Source organism: Lutispora saccharofermentans (assembly GCF_024363565.1).
In the GTDB taxonomy this organism is placed as follows: domain Bacteria; phylum Bacillota; class Clostridia; order Lutisporales; family Lutisporaceae; genus Lutispora; species Lutispora saccharofermentans.
Window position 1 is genome coordinate 14,730 of the sequence record NZ_JAJEKE010000012.1, and the last position, 24,075, is coordinate 38,804.

Annotated in this window: 20 protein-coding genes and 1 other annotated feature; all 20 genes read right to left on the bottom strand. The window is 42.4% G+C overall.

Annotated elements, in window-relative coordinates:
- Positions 1–44: 44 nt before the first annotated feature.
- Positions 45–923, bottom strand: coding sequence for a YitT family protein (locus LJD61_RS12945; protein ID WP_255227975.1), 879 nt, complete (start codon positions 921–923; stop codon positions 45–47).
- A gap of 119 nt (positions 924–1,042) precedes the next feature.
- Entirely contained in the window at positions 1,043–3,361 is a 2,319-nt protein-coding gene (locus tag LJD61_RS12950) for an ABC transporter permease (RefSeq protein WP_255227976.1), read from the bottom strand.
- 238 nt (positions 3,362–3,599) lie between these two features.
- Complete coding sequence (locus LJD61_RS12955; RefSeq protein ID WP_255227977.1) at positions 3,600–4,277, bottom strand: ABC transporter ATP-binding protein; 678 nt, start codon at positions 4,275–4,277, stop codon at positions 3,600–3,602.
- Positions 4,278–4,348: 71 nt separating this feature from the next.
- Complete coding sequence (locus tag LJD61_RS12960) at positions 4,349–5,266, bottom strand: sensor histidine kinase (RefSeq protein ID WP_255227978.1); 918 nt, start codon at positions 5,264–5,266, stop codon at positions 4,349–4,351.
- 2 nt (positions 5,267–5,268) lie between these two features.
- Positions 5,269–5,955 carry a response regulator transcription factor gene (locus LJD61_RS12965; protein ID WP_255227979.1) on the bottom strand — a complete coding sequence of 229 codons (687 nt, stop codon included), beginning with the start codon at positions 5,953–5,955 and terminating at the stop codon, positions 5,269–5,271.
- A gap of 189 nt (positions 5,956–6,144) precedes the next feature.
- A complete protein-coding gene (locus LJD61_RS12970; RefSeq protein ID WP_255227980.1) occupies positions 6,145–8,511 on the bottom strand; it encodes a valine--tRNA ligase in 2,367 nt (788 codons plus the stop codon).
- 62 nt (positions 8,512–8,573) lie between these two features.
- Positions 8,574–8,837 (bottom strand) — a binding site (T-box leader).
- 79 nt (positions 8,838–8,916) lie between these two features.
- The gene (locus LJD61_RS12975) at positions 8,917–9,237 is read right to left on the bottom strand and encodes a hypothetical protein (RefSeq protein WP_255227981.1); all 321 of its coding nucleotides are present in this window, start codon (positions 9,235–9,237) and stop codon (positions 8,917–8,919) included.
- Between the two features lie 273 nt (positions 9,238–9,510).
- A complete protein-coding gene (locus tag LJD61_RS12980) occupies positions 9,511–9,981 on the bottom strand; it encodes a hypothetical protein (protein WP_255227982.1) in 471 nt (156 codons plus the stop codon).
- Positions 9,982–10,062: 81 nt separating this feature from the next.
- Positions 10,063–10,233 carry a hypothetical protein gene (locus LJD61_RS12985; RefSeq protein WP_255227983.1) on the bottom strand — a complete coding sequence of 57 codons (171 nt, stop codon included), beginning with the start codon at positions 10,231–10,233 and terminating at the stop codon, positions 10,063–10,065.
- Between the two features lie 80 nt (positions 10,234–10,313).
- Entirely contained in the window at positions 10,314–11,537 is a 1,224-nt protein-coding gene (locus LJD61_RS12990; RefSeq protein WP_255227984.1) for an ATP-binding protein, read from the bottom strand.
- A gap of 323 nt (positions 11,538–11,860) precedes the next feature.
- Complete coding sequence (gene pcp, locus LJD61_RS12995) at positions 11,861–12,502, bottom strand: pyroglutamyl-peptidase I (RefSeq protein WP_255227985.1); 642 nt, start codon at positions 12,500–12,502, stop codon at positions 11,861–11,863.
- Positions 12,503–12,631: 129 nt separating this feature from the next.
- On the bottom strand, positions 12,632–13,297 hold the full coding sequence (locus LJD61_RS13000) for a TlpA family protein disulfide reductase (protein ID WP_255227986.1): 666 nt from the start codon (positions 13,295–13,297) through the stop codon (positions 12,632–12,634).
- A gap of 27 nt (positions 13,298–13,324) precedes the next feature.
- Positions 13,325–13,573 carry a hypothetical protein gene (locus LJD61_RS13005; protein WP_255227987.1) on the bottom strand — a complete coding sequence of 83 codons (249 nt, stop codon included), beginning with the start codon at positions 13,571–13,573 and terminating at the stop codon, positions 13,325–13,327.
- Positions 13,527–14,414: a 4Fe-4S binding protein gene (locus tag LJD61_RS13010; RefSeq protein ID WP_255227988.1), complete on the bottom strand. Its 888-nt coding sequence runs from the start codon at positions 14,412–14,414 to the stop codon at positions 13,527–13,529. Before LJD61_RS13010 ends, LJD61_RS13005 begins: the two co-directional genes overlap by 47 nt.
- Positions 14,407–14,520, bottom strand: coding sequence for a CD1871A family CXXC motif-containing protein (locus LJD61_RS13015; protein WP_408615462.1), 114 nt, complete (start codon positions 14,518–14,520; stop codon positions 14,407–14,409). Before LJD61_RS13015 ends, LJD61_RS13010 begins: the two co-directional genes overlap by 8 nt.
- A gap of 183 nt (positions 14,521–14,703) precedes the next feature.
- The gene (locus LJD61_RS13020) at positions 14,704–15,429 is read right to left on the bottom strand and encodes a hypothetical protein (protein ID WP_255227990.1); all 726 of its coding nucleotides are present in this window, start codon (positions 15,427–15,429) and stop codon (positions 14,704–14,706) included.
- Positions 15,430–15,463: 34 nt separating this feature from the next.
- Positions 15,464–19,363: an Ig-like domain-containing protein gene (locus tag LJD61_RS13025; RefSeq protein WP_255227991.1), complete on the bottom strand. Its 3,900-nt coding sequence runs from the start codon at positions 19,361–19,363 to the stop codon at positions 15,464–15,466.
- Positions 19,364–19,432: 69 nt separating this feature from the next.
- A complete protein-coding gene (locus LJD61_RS13030; protein WP_255227992.1) occupies positions 19,433–21,166 on the bottom strand; it encodes an ABC transporter ATP-binding protein in 1,734 nt (577 codons plus the stop codon).
- Positions 21,167–21,193: 27 nt separating this feature from the next.
- Positions 21,194–22,783 (bottom strand): ABC transporter ATP-binding protein, encoded by a 1,590-nt coding sequence (locus tag LJD61_RS13035; protein ID WP_303740765.1) that lies wholly within the window; start codon positions 22,781–22,783, stop codon positions 21,194–21,196.
- The gene (locus LJD61_RS13040; protein ID WP_255227993.1) at positions 22,773–24,074 is read right to left on the bottom strand and encodes a TldD/PmbA family protein; all 1,302 of its coding nucleotides are present in this window, start codon (positions 24,072–24,074) and stop codon (positions 22,773–22,775) included. The genes LJD61_RS13035 and LJD61_RS13040 overlap by 11 nt, the downstream gene beginning before the upstream one ends.
- Between the last annotated feature and the right edge of the window lies 1 nt (position 24,075).

The window sequence follows — 24,075 nt, forward strand, 5'->3', positions numbered from 1 at the left end:
TCGGCCTGTTGGCTTCATTGCATATTGGGGTATCAGCTTTTGACTCAGTCTTCTGAATTAATGTCAATAAAACGGCTGCCTCTGCCCCAAACTGATGAGATGGGCAACACTTTTACAAATGCGGCCTGATCAATTTCCTTAATAAACTTCTGTATCATGATGGATTGATTTGGTGAGCAAACGGATTCTATTTGAATTTTTTCATCATTTGTATAGCCGCCTTTTATTTTAAAGACCGTTACTCCTCTTCCTAATTGAAACATGATGAATTTACTGATCTCTTCATATTTGCTGCTGATTATTTCCAGCTTGTACAATTTAGTGGCGAATCCAAACATTATATAGTCACAGACCTTTGTAACCACCAATTGACTGATAATAGAATACAACGCTATATTCCTTCCAAAGGCAAAAGCTGATATGAGTATCACAATTCCATCCAAAACCATCATAATGTAGCTTACATTTATTGCAGGGAAAACTTTTTTATTTAAAATTCTCGCGATGGTATCTGTTCCTCCAAATGAAAATCCTTTACGGAGTATCATTCCGACTCCGATTCCATAAAAAATAGAGAAATAAATTGAAGCAAGAAGAAGATCGTTTTCTATAAATTTAAATTTAATATCCTGCATGACCAATAAGATCGTCGGATATAAAACAGAAAGAAAAACAATTTTCATAATTTCTTTCTTCCCCATAAGTAAAAATGTGACGATAAGTATAACAAATGTTATAAAATAGTAAATATAAGAATAATTAATATTCACATATTTTTCTAAAATAATTGCCAGGCCTGTTATTCCGCTGGTAATAAGGCCGTTTGGCTTGAGAATATAGTTCACGGAAAAGGCGGTAATAAAACAGCCTAGGGTTAAGTAAACAATATTATTTAATAAATTTTTTATATTTATTTTATCCATATGTCACCTATATCAAATTTACTGTGAAACCGTAAATTTTCTGCGCTTATGATTGTTTTTTTACATAACCCATTATACATTATTAGCTGCCGCACAACAACTTAAAATAGGTGAAATTATTATTCCAATTCCCGCAGCCTATGCACAACGCTGTCTCTCGAAATATTTTTATACACCCGGATTGGCAGTACGCAGGCTAAAAGCAGCAGCACCGGGAAGCAGATCATTAAAGGCACAACGCTGAATTTATAGGTATATGCAGCGCTGCCCTGCGTTACAGTATTGACGGCAAAGTAGCTGACCGCATAGCCCACCGTTACAAAGACAAGCAGCGCCAGCGCCATATAGTATATGCTTTCCAATACAAGCATCTTTTTGCCTTGCTTGGCTGTCATGCCCACGCTCTGGAGCATGGCAAGCTCCTGCTTGCGGGAAAAAATGTTTGTCATGGTGGTGTTGACGAAATTCAGGATGCCGATCAGTAAGATCACAGCGCACAGCGTAAAGCCGATGAGCGCAAACTGCTGATTGTCGCTTTTCATCTCGGCAATGTAATCGGCGCGGGAGCGAAAGTCCACTTCGGGATTATTTGCAAGCAGTAACCCAATCTCTGTCTGGAGGCTGTCAACAGCGGCTTCATCCGCCATAACTGTAGCCGACATGATGTCCGGATTTTCCAGGCTTTCAAACTCCGAGGACGGCAAATAAACAGAAAACCCGGGCATCGAGATAAAATGCGCGCTTAAAGAATTGAGTGCGCTATGATTTACCCGCCCCATGACCTCATAGCTGCGCTTCTCTTCATCCTTACCGTTCAAAGAGAATGTAACGGTATCCCCGACCCGAACCATGCCCCCGCCGTCAAATCCAAGCAGCAGATAATCCCCGGATAAAAATTTCTCGCGGTCAAAGCTTCCTTCTACCAGGTTTTCCTCCAGCTTATCCAGCCAATAGTTGTCAAAGCCGTAAACCTGCGCGTTTATGAAATCGCCGTAAGCGCTGAAATCCGTCTTTTCAATTATTCCTTGAATTTCCTGCTCCGTGAGGGAAGGTTTCTCCGCTAAAATCCCTCTGCGGTGAAAATCGATTAAGCCGTCCTTAATATTTCCCTCTATGGGAGCAAAGCCATTTGCATAATAGACTTTGGCAATCTCCTGTACACCGTCAAGTTCCTTTACAGCATGCAATAAATCTTTGCTTAACGTATAGCTTGGCGTATAAGGTCTGGCAAAACTGAAATAATCCATGTCAGCAATCAGAAAATCACCGTTAATATGGCCTTGCAGGAATTTGTTCACATCAAAGCTGCCCACTAAGGTATAGACGATATTAAACAAAATCAACCCCACAGACAGGGACGCGATGACAAGCGACGCTTTTCTCCTGCTGCGAAATATGTTGGACCAAGCCATACGGGATATTTTCGCCCCGCTGCTGCCGCTCTTTACCTTTTTTGAGGGAGAGGAGGCAACGTTGGTAAAACGTACCGCTTCCACGGGAGTGACCCTTCCCGCCTTTTTCGCGGGGCCGTGACAGCTGATCAGTACCGTAGCCAGCGAGAGCACCGCTCCCAGCAGGAATATCCACGGATTCGGAGGCGCCGGCATATAGTCGATGCTCAGGAAACCGAGCAGCACAGGAATCAGCACGATGCCGAGCAGATAACCCAAAAGCAGCCCCACAGGTATGCCAGTCGCACAAAGCAAAAGTGCCTGAAAGTTGACAACACGGCCAAGCTGCTTTTGTGTCGTGCCGATGGTTTTCAGCAGGCCGTAAAACCTCACATCATGCATAACTGAAATATAAAAAATATTATAGATGAGAAGATAGCCGCTTACCAGTATAATGGCTATAATCAATACCATTGCCGCTATGATTCCGCCGTCTGAACTCGTTGTGTTGTAAGCACCGTTAAAGAGAATGCCCGCAGCCTCGGCGTCAATGACTGTATCCTGCAGGATGATATTGACATTATCTTCAAGTTCAGATAGCTTGCCGTCTATATTGGCAGTCAGCTTTGTTACACCGTAATAACCGCTGCCCAGGCGTGTTTCCGCCGGATTCACGCCTGCAAGCAGCTTGTTCGCCAACGCGTCGGAAATATACAAAATTCCGTAGGGGTTAAGGTTTAATTCCATATCCCAAAATCCGCAAACGGTAAAATCCAGACTGTAAGGTGTTCCGCCTACTTCAAAATCCAGATGCACGGACTGCCCCAATTCCCTCGGCAAATTCATCGCGTCCAGAATCCAGCTTGTCAGGGCAATTTCATTTTCTGCTTCTGGCAGCCGGCCTGTTGTCGGTGTACTGAAGGTAAACTCGGCAAAATTTTCGTCCGCCGTATGAATTTCTCCCTGTGCCTGACGGAAAACGCCCTCGGTCGTTGTAGTGATCAGCCTTGACAGGCCGTATTCCTTAACCAGCGGATGTTGGGCCACACGCCGGGCCTCGTCTTCGGTGAGGTATTGAAAATCCACCTCCGTGCTGCGCCCATAGCTGTGTATCAGTATCTGCCGCATACCGTCAGAGAGGCTGATGCCGATGGTGAACACCGCCGTAATCAAAACGGTGGTAAGCACAATGGCAGTCAGCCCAAATATGTTCCGGCTTTTATTCGCCATAAAGCTTCGTTTCGATAGATTTCTTACGATGGTTTTATTGTTATTCCTCATATCATCACCGACCTTCCGCGGCGACGATTTTGCCGTCTTCGATCCGGATCACACGGTCGGCAAGCTGGGCAATCTGTTCGTTATGGGTAATCATCACCATGGTCTGGTGGAACTTGGTAGAGGTCATTTTCAAAATCCCCAAAACATCCTGGCTTGTCTTACTGTCCAGATTTCCAGTCGGCTCGTCCGCAAGAAGAATGGACGGCTTCGTTGCGAGAGCACGGGCGATGGCGACACGCTGCTGCTGTCCGCCGGAAAGATTGTTAGGGAGATTATTTTTCTTTTCTGATAAGCCCAAAGTTTCAATAATGCTGTCTACAAAACTTTCATCCACGGTATTCCCATCCAGTTCGATGGGCAGAACGATATTTTCATAAACATTCAAAATAGGCACAAGGTTATAATTCTGGAAGACAAAGCCTACATTTCTGCGCCGGAAGATGGTAAGCTGTTCATCCGTCATTCCCGAAATATCCTTGCCTCCGACAATTACCTTACCGCCCGTCGGCGTGTCCAAGCCGCCCAGCATATGCAGGAGAGTGCTTTTCCCCGATCCAGACGTACCGACAACGGCCACAAATTCTCCTTCCTGTATTTCCAAATCAACGCCGTCCAATGCCTTGACGGTGTTGGGGACTTTCCCATAATACTTTTTTAGGGCTTCTGTTTTCAAAACCAACATGCTATATGCCTCCTTTCTCCATTGATTTCATCATAAACGACGATTCTTACAAGCTCCTAACAGGATCGGATTTATTTCTTACAGTTTTGTAAGAACACGGAGAAAATCGTATACTGTCCCGGTTTGGAATCTACAAGGATATAAGCGCCTTGTTTTTGAAATATCAAATTTGCCAAATAAAGTCCTAATCCGGCTCCGTCTATACCCTTGGCGTTCCGTCCCCGGTAAAACCTCTTGAAAATATAGTTCCACTCATCGGGGGCAATGCCCATGCCATAATCAGTAATGCTGACTTTTGTGTAAATGGGCAGGGTTTCCACAGATATATCAATTACCCCGTCTGATGGAGAATACTTAATCGCGTTTTCCAGAATATTTGTGATCGCCTCGCTTGTCCATTTGCGGTCATGCAGCAAGGCAATATCCTCAAAATAAGCCGTCCGAACGGAAATATTTCTCTTGGCCGCCGCCCCGAAAACGGTGCTGATGCTGTCGAAAATGGTTTGCTTTATACCTGCGGGAACAGGGTGCAATTCGACGGCTCCGACCTCCAGCCTTGACATTTTTACAAGGCTGTTCATCATCCATTGCAGCTTTTCCGTTCCTATCTTGATGCGCAATAAAAATTCCTGCCGCTCGGCTTCGCTAATGCTTCCCTCAAGCAGCAGGTCGGTATACATGGCAACTCCGGATAAGGGCGTTTTCATCTGATGAGACATATCCGATATAAAGCTTTGTATGATTTCTTTTTCCTGCTTGATTTGAGAAATATCCATTGTGTTCATCTGAATGATTTTAGCGGCTTTATGCGTCAGCTTGGAAAGCCGGCTATCCGCTGCCGCTTCAAATGGAAGCTTTGCATTTCTAGTTAGTACACTGTCCAAAACCTGATCGATAGAATCAAAGGTTTTCCTTGCATAGCGATAGCTGAAAAGGACGGTCAGGCTGCACAAAATGACAGCAATGACAACAGTAACTGCAAATGCCATCCCTACACCCCTCCGTTCCAAATGTAGCCGATGCCGTGAATGGTCTTAATGATCTGGGGATTTTTCGGGTCCTCCTCCAGCTTTGCCCGCAAGCGACTGATATTAACGGGCAGGGTATTTTCATCCACAAAATTCCCCTCGTTGTCCCATAGGGTGGATAATATCTGTTCCTTTGAAAGCACTTGCCCGGCGTTTGTCATCAAAAAATAGAGCAGTCTGTATTCCGTTGCGCTGATGGGTATTTCTTCATCCTCCCTAAAAAGTTTGCAAAGGTTTGTGTCCAGCCTGTATTTGCCGGAATGGATGATATAGCGGTTTTCAGCCTCTGTACGGCGAAGCAGCGCTTCCACTCTTGCCCGTAGAATGGACAGGGAAAAGGGCTTGGTAATATAATCGTCCGCACCGGCTAAAAGGCCGAATACCTCATCTGTTTCCAAATCGCAGGCGGTCAGCATAATTATAGGGATTTTTGAATATGTGCGGATTTCTTTGCATAAGTCCATTCCGTTTCCGTCCGGCAATCCCAAATCCAGTATGATAAGGTCAATCTTATGCTGCTCCAGCAGTCGCTTCCCCTCCTTAATACTGCCTGATGAAACAGCGTCATAGCCATCCTTTTCAAAGGTAAAGGCAATGCCGCGGCTTAAATTTTCATCATCTTCCAATATCAAAATCTTTTTTTTCATCATGCACCTCCGTTGCTCCCTCTGAGCGGGTAAATGTAATACATATTTTGTAATATCCACTGTCTTATTCTCATATATACATCAATTTATAGACGCTCCTTGCGTAGAAACATACTTCACCCCGATAAGGACTCTGATAATACTTTATCCCATGGAATTACACGTCCCATCCTGGTTGAACACCCAAGCAAACTACTGGATTATTTTTATTTTTTCTGCCCGGCAGCAGGCTTTTACATCATTTATAGTTTGTTTAAACAATTCTATAAATCTATCATCTGCAGTTATTACAATCTCTTCTATTTCTGTCTTCATCGACAGAGCATTTTCAGACTTGTACTTTCTTGTTTCAGCAATAATGCCCTTTAGCTTTTCTCCAAAAAGTATGATTTCATCATCAACAGTTTTTTCAGGCTCCCAGCACAACTTGTGCAAGGAGATGCCACCCTCATTCTGTCTGAAAAACTCTTGATAAATATATTCGGTTATATGCGGAACGTAAATAGCGTATAGCTTCAATATATTGAGCATGCAATAATATAGGGCATATTGTGCTGATCGACGCTCTTTATAGCCATGTTTCTCAGGCTGGTATAAACGTTCCTTAACAATCTCAAGATAATTGTCACAAAAATCCTTCCAGAAAAAATCATCGATTTCATGCCTGGCCGGTCCTATTTCATACTGGTCAAGAAGCTTTCTTGCATCGATAGCAGTTTGTTTGCATCGCTCGATTATCCATCTGTCTACAGGCATCAAATTCACTTCAGCATCTAGTTTAATGTCCTGTAAGTGAGATATTGAAAATTTGGATGCATTCCATAGCTTTGTAATAAATCTTTTGGCTATCCCTAATTCTTCAATTGAGAAGAATGTATCTGTGCCAAGCTTTGAATTGGCAGCCCAATATCTTATAGCGTCAGCAGAGTGGTTTTCAATAAGCAATTTTGGTGATAACTCAGAGTTGCTCTTTGATTTGCTGATTTTCTCCCCTTTTTTAGCGAGAACAAAACCGCAAACCATTATATCCTTCCAGGGGATTTGTCCCGTATGGTAAAGGCTTTTAACTATGGTATAAAACGCCCATGTGCGTATAATTTCATGGGCCTGTGTTCTCAGGCTCATTGGTAAAAGCCTATTCGAAATATCATCCTTCTCGTCCCATTTTGCATTTATTTGAGGGGTGACTGACGAAGTAGCCCATGTGTCAAAAACAGAGCTTTCAGGCACAAACTCGTCACATCCGCAATAACAAGGCTTATCAGGCTTTGCTTCAAGAGGATTTACAGGCAGCATCTTTTCACTTGCAACTATAACCTCACCACAGTTTTTGCAATACCATATAGGGAAAGGAACACCAAAGTAACGCTGACGGGATATGCACCAGTCCCACTTAAGATTCTCAACCCATGATACGTATCTGTTTTTCATATAATCGGGATACCAGTTGATTTCATCAGCAGCTTTTAAAAACATCTCTTTATTGGTAAGAATATCTATATACCACTGTTTTGAAGGCAAAATCTCAATTTCCCTTCCGCAACGCTCGTGTACTGCAACACTATGTGTGATATTTTGGGAGTCTAAAAGAAATCCATTTTCCGAAAGCAGGCCTATAATCTGTCTTCGAGCCGCCAAGATTTTTAATCCTCCGACCAGGGGTACGCTTTCATCAATTTTCCCATCGGGTAAAATAACTTTCCTATAAGGCAGTTTATACTTTTCACACCACTCTGCATCAGCACTGTCGCCAAAGGTTGCGCACATAACTGCACCGGTTCCTTTATCCATATCAACCTTGTCATCTGCCAATATAGGAATTTCATAATCATATAAAGGAACTACAGCATTTTTCCCAATATATCTTTTATATCTATCATCCTTTGGATTTACAAAAAGGCAAACACAACCATACAGCAGCTCAGGTCTTGTTGTGGCAACTATTAATTCCTCTTCGGCTGCCTTAAATTTCACATAATTAAAGGTAGTGTCCTTCTCAATGGTCTCCAACTCTGCCTGTGCTATCGAGGTCTGACATTCGCTGCACCATAGAACCGGCGACTCCTTCATATATGCCTTTCCATCTTTCAAAAACTTGATGAAGGATTTTTGTGATATCCGCTGAACCATAGGGTTAATGGTCTCATATTGAAGCGACCAGTCAACCGAGAAGCCCAAAGATTGCCACAAGTCTTTAAATTCTTTTTCGTATTTTGCAGAGGTTGCAGCGCACTTTTTGATAAATTCGCTTCTCGGAAGGTCTTTTGCAATGATACCTTCATCCTTTTCAACAAGTCTTTCTGTTGGTAAACCGTTGTCATCAAAGCCAAAAGGATAAAAAACATTATAGCCCTGCATGCGTTTGAAGCGTGCTATCATTTCCGCTTGTGCATAGGAAAATATGTGCCCGATGTGCAAGCTGCCGCTAACGGTAGGCGGCGGCGTATCAATAGAATAGATCTCGCTTTGATTCTCAATATCAAAGCTGTAGATAGAATTTTCTTTCCAAAAGTTTTGCATCTCTTTTTCTGCTTGTTTAAAGTCATAGTTTTTCTGCATGGCAATACCTCCTTAAATTTTACGAACACAAAACAAAAATCCGCCCGAAGCTTTTTATATTTGCTTAGGGCGGAACGTATGCGTCCGCGGTACCACCTAAATTCAGATATGACTATCTGCACTCTGACAGTGCGGGATAAATAAATACATTATCCGATACTGCTTTCCTTTTAACGGCGGAAATTTCCGTTGAAGCCTACTAAGATTATATCCTTTCGGTTCACAGCTCAAAGGCTACTTCCATACTTCCTTCACGAAGATTTTCACCAGCCATCTTCTCTCTCTGCTTCCGGTGAGTATGTACTCCTCCTCGTCAACGCCATTTTGTTCGTGTCCGTTTATATCATAATATTCAACTATACTCAAAAAGTCAATATATACATATAAGCGGTGGGCCGATCATGCTCATTTTCTATTTTTAGAAATATATGCTCCTATGCCGCTTCCAATCAAAGCAATTGCTCCATATACTACAATGTAAATCCAAGCGCTTGAATTATAGAAAATGAATATAGACGGAATAAATAAGATTGCCACAGTTACAGAATAAAACAAACTGAATGGCTTTTTAAAACCATATATCATAGAGCAAACAAAACATATCACAGGGATAATTATTAAAAGGGTTAGCATGGCTGATCCTGTATCTTTAATGAATAATGGCAACAGATAAAAACTAAACAAAGTAACCAATAAAAACGGCAGCATATCTTTCAGCTTTTTCATGGTTATTCTCCTTTGCAAATAAAATATTGAAAGTATCATTGTTTATTTATCAGACGAAAAACTTCGTTAAATGTTTCTAATATAATTAATATTTATACGCCTCAATTTAAATCAATAAATTGTATTTTTTTATTATAATATTTGATTTAAATTGTATTTCGCTTCATGCCGTCCCTTTTGCTCAATAAATTATTCCCGGGGCTTTTTATCACTACGGTCCCGGGAATAATTTATTATATTGCACTATGAATGTGTAAGGAATCAAGAATTAAGCTATTTCAGGCTCATAAATATCTCTAAGATTTTGTCCTTGTCCTTATGCGTATCATAGCCTACAATTACCAAACCATTGTTCATTTTTGCCGGTACTTCCGTATCCCCTGCCTGCAATGGCAGTATCATCTTATCTGATTCCTGAATACTTTTAATATTTTTAACAGCTATCGGCAATTTGCTATTTAAGTCAAACTTATATATTTCTATACCTATTCCGTTTACATTATATTTATATCCATCCACCGATCCCGTCATATCAGACATCTTGCCTACCTTGCTAAGTCTGAAACCGTTTTCCTTCAAGGCTTTTACAAATCCGTCAATGCTAAGCTCTCCGCCTAGAATCACTCCATCTTTGCTTTCTTCCGTCGCTTTTTCTGCTGCGGCTTTCTCGGCTGCTGCTTCATTTGTCACAGTTTCATTTGGCGCCGTATTATTTGCTGACGCTTTATTTGCACAGCCTATCATTGAAAGACATATTGTGATAATAATAAACCCACTTAATATTTTTTCATGTAAATCCCTCCAAAATATTTTTTATTTTCTAAACTAATTCAATCCGCTTCCATCAGAATTCAGCAGCTTCATCACTTCTTTTTTGGATACCCCTGTATAAGCCTTGATCAGGTCAACTGCTGTTTTTTCGTCAGAAGCCAGCCAAGACGAATCTGTTGCTCTATCTTCATAAGTCCATAAAACATATTTTATAATCGTATCCAAGTAGATTTTTTTGCATATGCATGCAAAAAAACTGACGCTGCCTGTCCTTCCGGACAAGCGTTAAGCTAATATATTCAAGCTTAAATCATCCAAATAGGTACAATGTAATTCTGCCGATCCACTGCGGATAGCTCTTCGCGCAAGCATAGAATGGCCCCTGTGCCACGCGGAACAGAAGATGCGTCCAGTACCTTGAACGTGCTTGTCAATTCGCTGCCAGGCCGGGTGGATTTCTTAATTTCCAGCGGATGTAGTTCACCATCCGCTTCGATTACCACATCGACTTCCTTACTGTCCCGGTCGCGATAATAGTGCATCAGACAATCCATACCAGCGTTAGTATAGCTTTTCCGTATTTCGGCGACAGCATAATTCTCCAATATCGCTCCATTGATGGCGCCATTTACCAGGATTTCAGGGCTGCTATACTTTGTCAGATAGGCCACCAGCCCTGTATCGAAGAAATACAGCTTAGGAGTCTTGATAGTTCTTTTCAGCAGATTGTTGGAATATGGCCGAAGATAAAAAATCACATCGGACTTTTCCAGAATGCCCAGCCACCTCTTCGCAGTATCCGCGCTGCAGCCTACGTCAGACGCAATATCATGGATGTTCAACAGCTGTCCGCACCGGCAGGCGGCAGCCCGGATAAAATCCAGAAAACCCAGCTTATCAATGCGCTCCACCATGTCGCTGACATCACGTTCGATGTAACTCTGGAGATAGCTGCTGTAAAAGGTTTCCCGATTCGTATATTTTCCGCTGATCATACCAGGCATGGCACCATTCCAGATACGCTGATAGATTCCGGTCACATCTGTTTGCATACCTCTTTGTGCTCGCTCCTGCAGCTTGGACAGTTCCAGTATAAACGGTGTATTTTTGCCGCTTCCGTATATTTCATGCTGGGATAAGGCTGTCAAATGGAAAATGGCGATCCGTCCCGCAAGGGACTCCTGTGCCAGTTCCATAAGGCGGAAGGATTGCGACCCGGTAAGCCAAAAATCGCCTGGCGCCGCGCCATTGTCTATCGCTATTTTAATATAGGAGAATAGCTCGGGGGCGTACTGCACTTCATCAATCAGGACCGGCACGGGATGCAAAGATAAAAACAGGGCCGGATCCTCCTTTGCCATTTTCCGCTCATCCATATCATCCAATGTGACATAGCGGCGGCTGTCATCCATCAGCTGCCGCAGCATGGTAGTCTTTCCGACCTGCCGGGGACCGGTAATCATGATTCCTGCATATTCCTTTGAGGTATCAAGAACCAATGCCTCAATATCTCTTTTTATATAAGCCATAATATCTCCTCCTTTCGGCCAATCAATGATATAATCTTATATTAGCCGTATATCGACGATTTGTCAAGCTATTCTGAAATCTGGTTACCGCTTTTTCCTCCTTCGGCTACCATTCGTGCTATTTGTTCCTCCTGTTCTAAGTCGTATCTTTTTGCTGACATAATAACAACCCCTTTCTAAGTAGTATAGTTGCCATTTTGGGCTCTACTTTTTCAGGGGTAGTCCAATACTTCTTGCCATCGGAAGCTTCCATTCTTTTTTCAATTTTCACTTCAGCATTCCATAGATTGCCATGGTGTCAGGTACACATAGGATTCTGATTACTAATAGATATATCCCTCTGCAGTTTTAATGTCTTCATCGGTTGTCACTATTACACCTATTGCGGTTTCAATGGCCTTTATAAGAACTTCAATGGGCATTGAAGGTATTCCCGTCCTATTTGTAACCTGTTCTTGAACAAATGGTATATGAATAAAGCCCGCTTTGATATTCAGCTTATTTTTATAAATATGATTCAAAACTCCATACATAAGATGATTGCAGACGAAAGTACCGGCTGTATATGAAACCCGGACAGGTATTCTTTCTTCTCTTATAGCCTGTACAATAGCTTTTACAGGGATAGTCGCAAAAAAGGCAGGTAGACCTTCCGGATCTATAGGCGTGTCTATCGGTTGCTGACCGTCATTATCCGATATCCTTGCGTCGTCTATGTTTATACCAACTCTTTCAACAGATAAATCAGCCGATCCGCCTGCTTGCCCAACACTCAGCACATAATCAGGTTCTAACTCACAAATTGTATTTGTTACTACTTCAATTGACTTCCTGAAAACAACAGGCACTGTGAGTTTAATGACCTCTGCACCGGAAATTTCATGTCTGAGCCGTTTCACTACTTCGAGAGCCGGATTTATTTTCTCCCCGCCAAAGGGTTCAAAGCCTGTGACTAAAATTTTCACAACAATTGACCTCCATTCTCAAAATAACTTTGTGTCTTAACAGCAAATTATTCCTAAGGCTTTATCAATATAGCCTCAGGAATAATTTATAGTGCTGTTCTATGAATTGTCAGGAGTAAACAAGCTATCCTATTCCAAACTGTCAAATATTTTCAGTATTTTTTCTTTGTCCTTTTGCTTCTCAATGCCATTGACCGCTATGTTTCCTTTGATGATTACCGGCATTATGTGATCCCCTTCCTTCAGGGGTATTCTAACCGTACCTGACTCTTTTGCACTTTTAATATTTTCAACGGTCAACGGATCTTTGCTGTTCAGGTCAAACTGATATATTTCTATATCTCTGCTATTTACAGTGTATTTATATCCGTCTGCAGCACCTAACATCCCGGATAAGGTCTGACCTACCTTACTAACCCTAAAGCCATTTGCCTCTAAAGCTTTTACAAATCCTTCAATGCTTAGCTCTCCGCCCGGAATTACTTTATTCCTGATTTCCGCCTGCTTTTCTGCTTCGATCAAGGCTTCCTCTATAAGCTTGGAGAATTCATCCGTTGAACGGGTTCCAACTATCAATTCTCCTAATATCTCACTGTTATTATCTACTATCAAAGTAGTCGGCGTATACATTATCTTATCCAAAAACCCGTCTGCCAGGCTGTCTGTTGCAAGGATATTGGTATATTTGCCGCCTTTTTGGTCCAATATTTTCTTGGCGCTTTCAATTTTATTGTCTTTCAATATCCCTAAAACCTTGACGCATTTGTCGGAATATTTGTCATTTATCTCCTGCAACGCAGGAATCTCTGTTATACAGGGGCCTCAGGTAGTAGTCCAGACATTTACCAGGGTGATCTTGCTGTCGGCAAAGAATTCATTTGTTACTTCATTTCCGCTTAAATCCCCGGAGGTGAAATCAGGTATCATAATATCCGGGTCTGACGTCTCCACCTCCTGCTTAGCTGTTTCCTGAGCCTGCTGCTTAGGCTCTTCTGCAGGTGCTTTGCTTTCACAAGCCGAGGTACTAATGGCAACTATGAGTGCCGCTGCCAGTATCCAATACTTTCTCATCCTCCATCCTCCTCTTCCCTGTTTTGAATCCTGAACCGATGGCTTTTGTCGGGCACTTCCCCATACAAATTCCACATCTTATACACTCAGGACTATTAGCATTTTCATAAATCTTAATATCTACAGGACAGTTTTTATTGCATATATCACATTTTATACATTTGCTGCTGTCTACATTCATTTGATAAAAACTTACCCTATTAAAAAGAGAATATATTGCTCCTAACGGGCATACCACCCTGCAAAAGGGCCTTGAGAATAATACGGCCAGAATCACAGTTACCCCAAGAAGCAGCAGCTTCCAGTAATACATGATGCCTATGGCCCTTCTTAAAGCAGCGTTTCTTATTATAAGCGGCAGGCTTGCCTCCAGGGTGCCTGCAGGACATATATATTTGCAAAAATAGGGAAGCCCTATTCCTACTTCGTTGGTAAACAGTGCAGGCAGCAGCAATACAAATACAGTGAGAAAGAAGTATTTGAGCTTGCTTAAGAATTTGGGCATTTTATACTTCTTAGAAGGTATCTTGTATAAAAGCTCTTGAAACAGCCCGAAGGGGCACAGCCATCCGCATACAAACCTTCCACCAATAGTACCGATAAGCATAAGCAAGCCTATGACATATAGAGATACCTGATGCTTAAGCCCTACAGCAACAGACTGAAGTGAGCCTATGGGGCAGGAGGTATAAGCTCCAGGACAGGAATAGCAATTGAGTCCCGGAAAACAAAAGGACTTCAGCTTTCCTCTGTATATGGTTCCCTTTGCGAAGCCTTTAAAGTATCCATTACCTATAAGTGTTGAAGCAAATTGAACCATTCTTCTCTTAAAGCTACCCAATTCCTATACACTCCAAACAAATGTCGATAGCTTTTTCCAGCACTTCCCCTGCTTCCCCCCTGTAAATACCTGCAATGATCAAGATAAAAGATAGCATCAAAAACATATATTTTACCTTATCCCTCATACTATTCAACCTCCAAACTAAATAGGCTTATAGTGGAAACAATACCCGAAGAAGCAAAAGCTTCATAATTACACAGCAAATTATTCCTGAGGCTTTATAAATATAGCCTCAGGAATAATTTATAACACTGCGCTATGAATAGTCAAGAATCAAGAGGCCAATCTATTCCAAGCTGTTAAATATCTCCAAAATTTTGTCTTTGTCCTTATGATTCTCATAGCCTGCAATTACTAAATCATTGTTTATTTTTGCCTGTATTTCCGTATCCCCTGTCTGCAATGGCAGTATCATCTTACCTGACTCTTGGATACTTTTAATGTTTTTAACAGAGATCGGCAATTTGCTGTTTAAATCAAACTTATATATTTCTATACCTATTCCATTTACATTATATTTATATCCATCCACCGATCCCATCATATCAGACATCTTGCCTACCTTACTAAGCCTAAAACCATTTGCCTTTAAGGCCTTTACAAACCCGTCAATGCTACGCTCTCCACCTAGCTTTAGCCCATCATTGCTTTCAGTTGCTGTTTTCTCGGCAGCCGCTTTTTCTGCCTCTGCCTTTTCTGCTGCTGCTTTCTCGGCTGCCGCTTTTTCTGCCGCTACTTTTTCCGCTTCAGCTTTCTCTGCCGCCGCCTTTTCCGCAGCCTCTTCGGCTGCCTTCGCCTCAGCTTCCGCTTCGGCCGCCGCGGTTTCGGCGGCTGCTATTTCCACCGTTTCTGTTTCGGTCTTTGCCGTTTCAGTAGTTGCTGTTTCGGTTATTGTCGTTTCGGCCGTTGGCGTCTCAGTCGCTGGCGTTTCACTTGTTGCCGCATTATTTCCGCATCCGAATAATGAAATACACATTGTTATAATAATAAACACACTTAGTATTTTTTTCATATAAATCCCTCCAAAATATTTTTTATTTTCTAAACTAATTCAATCCGCTTCCATCAGGAGTCAGCAGCTTCATCAATTCTTTTTTGCATACCCCTGTATAAGCTTTTATGAGGTCAACCGCCTTTTTTTCCAGGTCAGCAGCATTCTGTTGCTGAGCCTCCGTTGGATTAGGTATGGTCTCTGCCTGGTAAGCCTGTTTAACTGCATTCACGGCCGTCTTTAATTCGCTGTCCGCATAATTAAAAACAGCGCTTCCATTGGAGTCTTTTACACCGGCACTCAGTACCAGATTATTTTGTGAATCCAGTTCAAAGCCCGGGTCTTCTTCATCCGTACTAGTGATTGTTAATTTTGTCAGCTTGTCAAGCTTATAGCTGCCGTTTGTCTCCTTTAATCCATATACCTCTGCCGTAACTGTATCCGTTGCATTCATTCCCGAGTATATAAAAACATACTCGTCATTTGATAATTCAACCTCTAATTCATTAGGAACACTACTTTGGAGGGCTCCTATAATATTTGTATTCCTCCAGTCATTCTCATGCGGATACAGCCAATACCATACGCCGCTCTCCAATGACACTGTGGTATTAATAATTATCGTCGTGGAGCTTTCATAGTATGGCTCCTTCCCCGGAGTCCGGTCTGTTATAAAAGGAGGAGTGAACCTCTTCATCAAAGACATTGTAATCGGTTTGCTGGTGTCAAGAGGCTTGTAATAGCTTATTCTTACCCTTGTATCACCTATTGCCTCAATTTGTGTAATATAATTATCTGTAGTTTTTGTATCCGTACCGCTAAAGGCATACTCCTCGCCTACTATATTGGCTTTATTACCCGCATAATCCATAGGGTCGGATTTTACCCTTAAAGTATATTCATACTCAGAGGTAAGAAAACCGCTGCTCAATGTCAACAACACCGTATCATCCTGTTCCGCGCCTACAACTGCTTCAGGCTTGATTACGGCTTTCTTGCCCTTATTGTTCACATACTCTATCTCATATGCTCCAGGCCTTTCCAAGCCTTCATTGAAGGCAACTTTCACAGTATTTCTGTCAACAGCTTCCACATTTTCAATGTACGGCGCTTCCGAATCGTCCAGATCAGCCGTTATTTCAGTCTCAGATTTTTCATCCGTATTTTGAATTTTGATCCCATGCATATTTGTAAAGGATTTCCCCAAATCAGCCTTAAATACCTTGCCGCTCTTGAGGATTCCAGTTGATTTCAAGTAGCCGATGGTGCTGTCATCCACTTTAACGCCGGGGGTCAAGCCGTCAAAGTTCACTGAGGTTGCCTTAACCTTTTCGCTAAAGTATAATTCGAACTTTTTTGCATCCTTCTGATAAATCGATTGTACTTCCGGCTTCTCCGGCTCCTCGCCGGTGCCCTGGAATACCGCTCTATTCCTAAAGTCTGTAGGCAATTCATACCTTCTCCCCAGGATATTCTTTGCGCTAAGCCCTACTATCATATATTCCGCATCTTCCAGCTTTTTCTTGGGATAGTCAGAGAATTCCACACGCCTGTCATCATCGTAGACGACCTTTGAGGTCAATATAATGCTGTCTCCAACGGGACCCCCATTACTGTCCACTTTTTTCAGCTCTAGCTTTGCATCCCCTATATTTCCTATGGGCCTGTCAAAAGCTACACTTACCACATATTTATTTACTGCCGATACATCGTCAATCTCCGGAGGATTCTTATCATCCTCGGCAACTGTTGCATAGAATGGTACTTTTTCTATTTTCAACATATTCCCCGCATTGTCCATTATTCCATCTATGCTTACCGTGTATTTTTTACTGGATATTAGAGGCGTTGGAAGATCCAAAAGAAGCTTCTTATCCACTACAGTAAAAACTGAGCTTACCGGATGTCCTATACCTCCGTCTATCCATATTTTTGATATATCCATTGCATCCAGAAAGTCTAATTGCTTGTCAAATTCCAGTTCAATCTGAGTAACATACTGGTCACCGGATCCGACTAAAGATTTTACTGCCTTAATGCCCGCTGCCGCCACTGCATTTGCATCGGCATGTTTACTAAGTTTGGTTTCCCTGATTTCATTTCCGTATTCATCCTTAATGCCTTCAAAGTTCAGGGTATATCTTTGATTTAAAGCAAGGGGAGATACCTTGAGCTGTATTTTTCTGAAATCCGCCGGATCCTCATTTTTTGGGGGCGTAGTTGCGGAATAAATCGTAACATCCCCGTCGATAGTATAGTTCCGGACATTTTTGGCGGATTCCATATCCAGCCTGGCTTTGCTGCTAAAGCTGACCTCTATGAGATTTCGCTCTAAAATCTGGATACCGGTAATCCTGGGCTGTGACTTTGTAGGCATTTTCCCCCGGAAGAACTTTTTGTACGGCTTTGACATTACATTACCCCTGGTATCGGCTACATTTTTTACTGTCAGCTCATATTCAACCGACTGCTGTGGTTCGGTTATCAATTCGACCTTGATTGAAGATGCTTCCCTTATCTCTTTTACGGCCAAAGAACCTGACGCAGATTTTATTTCATAGTTTGCTGGATCGGCAGCGGATTTTCTATCATAAGTTTTAGCAAAAGTAACCATTACTCTTGTGTTCCCGCCTGCATCAATATCAGTTACTCTTTGAGCATTTGTACTACTGCTAGCCAATCTGAAGCTATATTGGGCGGATTTCAGGACACTCCCGTCAAGGGCCGTAATATTGGAAACCTTCGCCTTGATGGTCTTTCCGCCCTTTAGTCCCTTTACCCTGAAATAGACTTCTACATCCGTAGGCATTCTTACTGCTTCAATAGTCCCGCCTTCAAAGGAATAGTTGTTTATATCTGTTGCCGAAACTGCATCGACCGCCCTATCAAACTTGACTATTATTTCTCCTTTTGATGATTCTTCTGTATCCTCCCTGACGCTCTTAAGCGACAGTCTGCCACCGGTTTCCGGCAAGCCCGCAAATTTGAAGCTTCCGTTGCCATACTTTATACTATATACCTGACCGCAGGTTTGAGGCGATGTCTCCAGTATGACCACGTTTCTTCCATTGGGCATTTTTTTTGCAGACTTAACCTCAAGCCCTACTGCTTCAGACCATTCTGTCTCAAGTCCTTCTATTTTATATATGGATTTATCCTCCGCAACTATTTTGTCTACAGGCCTATTAAACTCCAATTTTACCAAGGTATTGCCGGCAGATGCGGCTGATTTTACTTCAGCCTCATAGATTCCCGCATACCCGGCCTGCTCCTTTGTAAATATGCCTGCCTCTATCAATTTATTGATATAAACTCTTTCGTCTGCTGTATTTGCTTTTAAAGCTTTTATTACAGCTGAAGCCAAATTGTCAATAGTAGCCTTTTCTACCTTTGCCGGAGTGAGGCCAACTTTTTGGGCGAAATCAAGAGTATCCTCCCAGATAAAATCTCCTGATGAGTCTTCTTTAATCTCTTTATATCCCAAGGCTTCAAGCAGCACTCTATAGTAATACTGCTCTGTAACAGTCTGGGTCGGATTGAAGTTATCCTCCTCATCCCCCGCAAATCCGTACTGGGGATTTTTCTTCAGGTAAGCCAGTATATTTTTCTCTTCAGTCGAGCTTACTTTATCGGCGTCCCGGAAGCTTTCACTTCCATTGTAAGCCTTTGCTTCCTCATAGAGTCCCCTTAGCCTTAATAGCATTGTTGCCGCAGTAAGCTTTGTCACTTCCTGCTTCATATATTCAACTGTTGCCTCATCTTCTGAAATTATCCCCAAGGTCAGGCAGGCTTCGGCTTCAGCGCTTATTACCTCTTCTTCTGCTTCCTCAGTATCGGATGACTGCACCGCCGGACTCGCAGCAGCGGCATCTGTTGTACCTGTATCTGCAAATGCTGCCAGGGTACCTTGAAATACAAGAACAAGAATCAATATAAATGACAATACTTTTTTCATTTAATAACACTCCCTTCAGGTATTTATTTGGTTGCCACATCTAAATTTTTTATCTCCTTACATAAACCTCTAGCTGCATTCCTTCAATTGCAAATCTACAAACTGCCGATAGATGGCGTTAATCTTATATAACTCCTCATGCTTTCCAATACCGTTTACGGCCCCATCGCTTAAAACGATTATTTGATCGGAATCCAGAATCGTCCTCATATTATGGGCAATCACAATGGTAGTCCGTCCCTTCATCAGGTTTTTCAGTCCCTTTTGAACTTCCTGCTCAGCCCGTGCGTCAAGGCTGCAGGTCGCTTCATCCAACAGCAGGTAATCCGGATCCTTTATGATGGTCCTGGCAATGGCAATCCTCTGGCGTTCTCCTCCCGAAAGCTTACCGCCAACTTCTCCGACCTCGGCATCGAATTTGCCGGGAAGCTCCCGGATAAAATCATAAGCATTTGCCAACTTGGCCGCGCGCATGATTTCCGCCTCGCTCACTTCACGGCCGACACCATAGCATATATTTTCACGTATGGTTCCGGAAAGCAGCGGACTGTTTTGCGGAACATATCCGATGGCTTTTCTCCACTCATCCAAATGTATATCTTCAATGGGAATATCACCAAAGGTTATAATCCCATTTCCGGGCTTATAAAAGCGCTCCAAAAGATTGAATATGGTGGTCTTCCCGCTGCCACTGGGGCCTACAATAGCTGTAACCTTGCCTTTAGGTATAGTAAAAGTCAAATCATTTAGAACATTTTTCTCGGTATAAGCAAAACTGATATTTTTAAAGTTTATATCCGAATCAGGTATGCTGAAGGATTTCTCTCTTTTAAAAACCTCGCTGTCGCTTTCAAGAATTTCTCCAATTTTAGCTGCTGAGCCTTGAACTCCTTTGATATACTGATATGCCTGCAAAAGGGCAAAAATACTCGGCAAAAGCATTTCTGCATACATATAGAAGGCAATCAGATCAGCTACCTCCAATCTCCCCGCGCCTACTTCCTGTGCCCCAAGGACAAAAACCAAAAGTAGGATGGCAATATCTATAGTCTTTGCTATAGGCTGCTGAATGAAAGAAAATATCTTAGCCCTATATAACTCAGCTTTAAAGAAATTTTCTACAGTTTCATAACCACTCTTCTGTTCCTTGCCTTCAGCACCAAAAGACTTTATCAGGCGCATGCTTCCCAATCTCTCTGCCATAAATCCTGTCATTGCAGAAAATTTGTTCTGTACAAGTCCACCTATTTTGAATTCAAATCTTCCGATAAACCATATAACAAACATAGTCCAGGGTATCAGCGGAATCATCAGCATTGAAAGGGACCTACTCATGCCGTACATAATGATTATAGAGCCTACCAAGCCTTGAACTCCTCCTATAATGCTGTTAACTACTGAAAGGGCGTTTGGAACCTTCTGAGCATCGCTTGTTACACGGCTTACAAGTCCAGAGGGCTTTTCATAGTTAAAGTATTTCATGGGCATTCTCATAAGCTTTGACCATAAATTGGTTTTAAGATTCAGTTCAAACTTTGAGTCACCAAACTCAAACAATGTAGTAGATAAAGCTCTAATAATTGATGCCGCTACGGTCAAGCCCACAAAACCCCATACAACCCCCGGCTCAAATATTTTACCTTGCATCATGTCCCTGGTAAGCAAAGGCAGCTTTAAATTTATGGAGGTCATAGCTATTGTACATAAATATGACAGAATATATAAATGCCACGGCACCTTATTTTTTAAAAAGAATTTGATAAAAGGCATCCATCTTTGCTTGGTTGCAATTCTATTTTCCATGCTTACTCCTCTCCCCGCAGCAGCGGCTTAGCTTTGACAGGCAAATTGCCTCTGGCTCTGAATATCAAAAAATCCCTTATATATTTCGTTCGTTTTCAGAAGCCCTTCATGGGTTCCTATACCCGCGATTTTACCGGAATCAACAACAATGATCTGATCCGCATTTACAACTGTAGCGATTTTATGGGCAATGACGATAGTCGTTCTATTTTTCATCAATCCATCCAGATTCTTCTGCACAATATGCTCAGAATAGGCATCCAGGCTGGAAGTGGCCTCGTCAAGCAAGAGATACTCAGGATCCCGCAAAATAGCACGGGAAATTGCTATTCTCTGCCTCTGCCCCCCCGAAAGCTTTGAGCCGAATTCTCCCACCTCGGTGTCGAAGCCCTCCGGAAACTCTCTGACAAAATCCATCACATCAGCCGCTGCTACGGCTCTTTGAAATTCCTCCTCACTTACCTCCCTGTCTATTCCATATAGGATATTGTCACGGATGGTACCGGACATCAGAGCCATTTCCTGCGCAACATAACCGAATTTTCTCCTCCAGCCTGCAAGGCTTATATCCTCTACAGGAACATCTCCCAGCTTGATAACCCCTGCCTCCGGCTTGTAGAACCGCTCTACGAGGCTCAGTATCGTGGTCTTGCCGCTTCCGCTGGGCCCCACGATAGCAGTGACTTTTCCGGCGGGCACCCTGAAGCTTACATCCAATAAGACATTATTATCGCCATATCCGAAGGATATATTTTCAAAAATAATTTCTTTCTTTGCTTCATCCTTCTTTGCCTCACACTCAATCAAATATTTGCGGTACTCTTCGCTGGGCTCTTCCAGCAGCCTTGAAATTCTCTCGGTTGCGCCCTGGGATGCCTTAAAAGCAGAAAAGAGTGATACTATTGAATTGACGCGAAGCATAAGGTCTTTTGCATATAGGTAATAAGCCACCCAGACATCAATTCCAAAAGCCCCTCTTGGAACATAATATATGCCTAATCCGACAATCACCAGAGTCTGAAGTGATTCCACAATAGATATTACAGGTCTGAATATCGCAGTGACCGTTACTGCTTTTACCTGAGATTTGTAGAGCTTGCTTATCACTTCTTTTCCCCTTATATCCTCTTTTTCTTCATTTGCGAACACCTTTATAAGAGGAATATTGGTAAGACGCTCTGCTAAGAATTGAGTCAATTTTGAATTGCTTTTTGTTACCTCTGACACTGCTTTAAAATTCAATCTTCCTTGTATGAAAGCGACCAAAGCTACAAGAGGTATAAGGACAAAAAATGACACGGCTAATCTCCTGTCGTATTCATTCACTATCATAAGTGTCATTATTATACTGTAAAGCGAAGTTATCTGCGGCAACAATGATGTCATAAGAAAAGAACTGACATTCACCGTATCAGAAGTAGTTCTGCTTACCATCTCTCTGGCTTTTGTTTTATCAAAAAAAGAAAGCGGCATATTCATCAGCGATTTCCATATCAGCCTGCGAAGCTTCATATCAATTTTTGCTTTGGCAGCATTATCAATAAATTGTCCGGGAATAGCGATAAAAGTCCTCGCCAATGCAATGAATATCGTTCCAAATATGACTTCATTGCTCAGCTCCCCGGATGCGCAAGTCTCCTCCTATTTCCTCTATATCAGACAAAATCTCAAATATATTGCCCGAAACTGTTATCTGATCTACGGGGTGCACCAGCTTGCCATCATCAATCAGATGACCTATTGCATACAACGAAAAATTCCCTGAAACAAAATTAATCCCGGCATTTGCGCCCTGCAATTCCACTATAAGGATCCCCTTCTGGGTTTTCTCTATCATAGCCTCCAGCGGCAGGCTTCCCGGTTTCAGATAAATATTGTGGGGACCTACATTTACAGTGCCGCGGTATCCGCCCTTTCTGGCATTGCCTGTAGATAATGTACCTGCCTTTCTCGCTGTTTTGCTGTTATGCATAAAGGTCATAAGCCTTCCTTCTTTAACAAGCTCAAAACGCCGCGTAGGATATCCTTCTCCGTCAAAGGCTGCACTTCCCGGTACATTTTTCATCAAAGGGTCTTCTATAATCGTTACATTGATTCCTGCGATTTGTTCCCCAAGCCTTCCTTCAAGCTTTGAAAATCCCTTTTCCACCGCTTCGCCGGATAGACTGGAAACGAAGGCTCCCAACAATTGGGTTGCTGTGTCGTATCTAAAAATAACAGGATAATTCCCCGATTCAATGGAAGACGCGCCCAGCTTTGAAACGGCTTCCCGGGCGGCTTTTTCCCCAATCTCCTTAAAGTTCAGCTTTGAGACATCCTGCAGGGTAAAATCCGATTCAAAACCTGTTGCAGTTTGCTTCCCATCGCCGGCCATCACATAAATACCCCCTGCTGCATCGGCATATTTAGAGCGGCAATTCAAGCCTCTGGTATTTATGATGGCAGTTTCACCGCAAGTATTTGATACGACGCATTCGATAACCCTCTTGATCCGAGAGTCAGACTCTAAAGCAGCATTCTCCATTTCAAAGGCCCAACGGATCATAGCCTCAGTTGAAAGCTCCGCTAAAGCCTCAGAATAATTATCAAGCTTTTCATAATGATCGGCACCTCCAAAAAGCTCCTCAACTCCATTTATTTCCAGGGATTTAGCATTTTTTATCGCTTCATCAAGCAGAAAATCCGCGGATTTGTCATCAAGCTTTTCCGTATATGAATATCCCATTTTGTTATTATAAAGTCCTCTAAAAGAGACTCCGCTTTGTTCCCTGATCTCATAGCCTCTAATTTCTTTGTTCCAAACCTTTACCGCAGTGGATCTGCCAGAGGAATAATATATCTCCATATCACCGAATCCAATCTGCTTTCCCTTATCAAAAAGCCTTTCCTGTAATTTTGATATGTCCATA

Coding starts and splice junctions, on each gene's coding strand:
- LJD61_RS13020 (WP_255227990.1), bottom strand. CDS start 15,429: ATGAAAAAAATACTAAGTGTGTTTATTATTATAACAATGTGTATTTCA.
- LJD61_RS13040 (WP_255227993.1), bottom strand. CDS start 24,074: ATGGACATATCAAAATTACAGGAAAGGCTTTTTGATAAGGGAAAGCAG.
- LJD61_RS13005 (WP_255227987.1), bottom strand. CDS start 13,573: ATGAGAAAGTATTGGATACTGGCAGCGGCACTCATAGTTGCCATTAGT.
- LJD61_RS12965 (WP_255227979.1), bottom strand. CDS start 5,955: ATGATGAAAAAAAAGATTTTGATATTGGAAGATGATGAAAATTTAAGC.
- LJD61_RS12960 (WP_255227978.1), bottom strand. CDS start 5,266: ATGGCATTTGCAGTTACTGTTGTCATTGCTGTCATTTTGTGCAGCCTG.
- LJD61_RS13025 (WP_255227991.1), bottom strand. CDS start 19,363: ATGAAAAAAGTATTGTCATTTATATTGATTCTTGTTCTTGTATTTCAA.
- LJD61_RS12975 (WP_255227981.1), bottom strand. CDS start 9,237: ATGAAAAAGCTGAAAGATATGCTGCCGTTTTTATTGGTTACTTTGTTT.
- LJD61_RS12990 (WP_255227984.1), bottom strand. CDS start 11,537: ATGGCTTATATAAAAAGAGATATTGAGGCATTGGTTCTTGATACCTCA.
- LJD61_RS13030 (WP_255227992.1), bottom strand. CDS start 21,166: ATGGAAAATAGAATTGCAACCAAGCAAAGATGGATGCCTTTTATCAAA.
- LJD61_RS12970 (WP_255227980.1), bottom strand. CDS start 8,511: ATGCAGAAAAACTATGACTTTAAACAAGCAGAAAAAGAGATGCAAAAC.
- LJD61_RS12955 (WP_255227977.1), bottom strand. CDS start 4,277: ATGTTGGTTTTGAAAACAGAAGCCCTAAAAAAGTATTATGGGAAAGTC.
- LJD61_RS12980 (WP_255227982.1), bottom strand. CDS start 9,981: ATGATAGGCTGTGCAAATAAAGCGTCAGCAAATAATACGGCGCCAAAT.
- LJD61_RS12945 (WP_255227975.1), bottom strand. CDS start 923: ATGGATAAAATAAATATAAAAAATTTATTAAATAATATTGTTTACTTA.
- LJD61_RS13015 (WP_408615462.1), bottom strand. CDS start 14,520: ATGTTTTTGATGCTATCTTTTATCTTGATCATTGCAGGTATTTACAGG.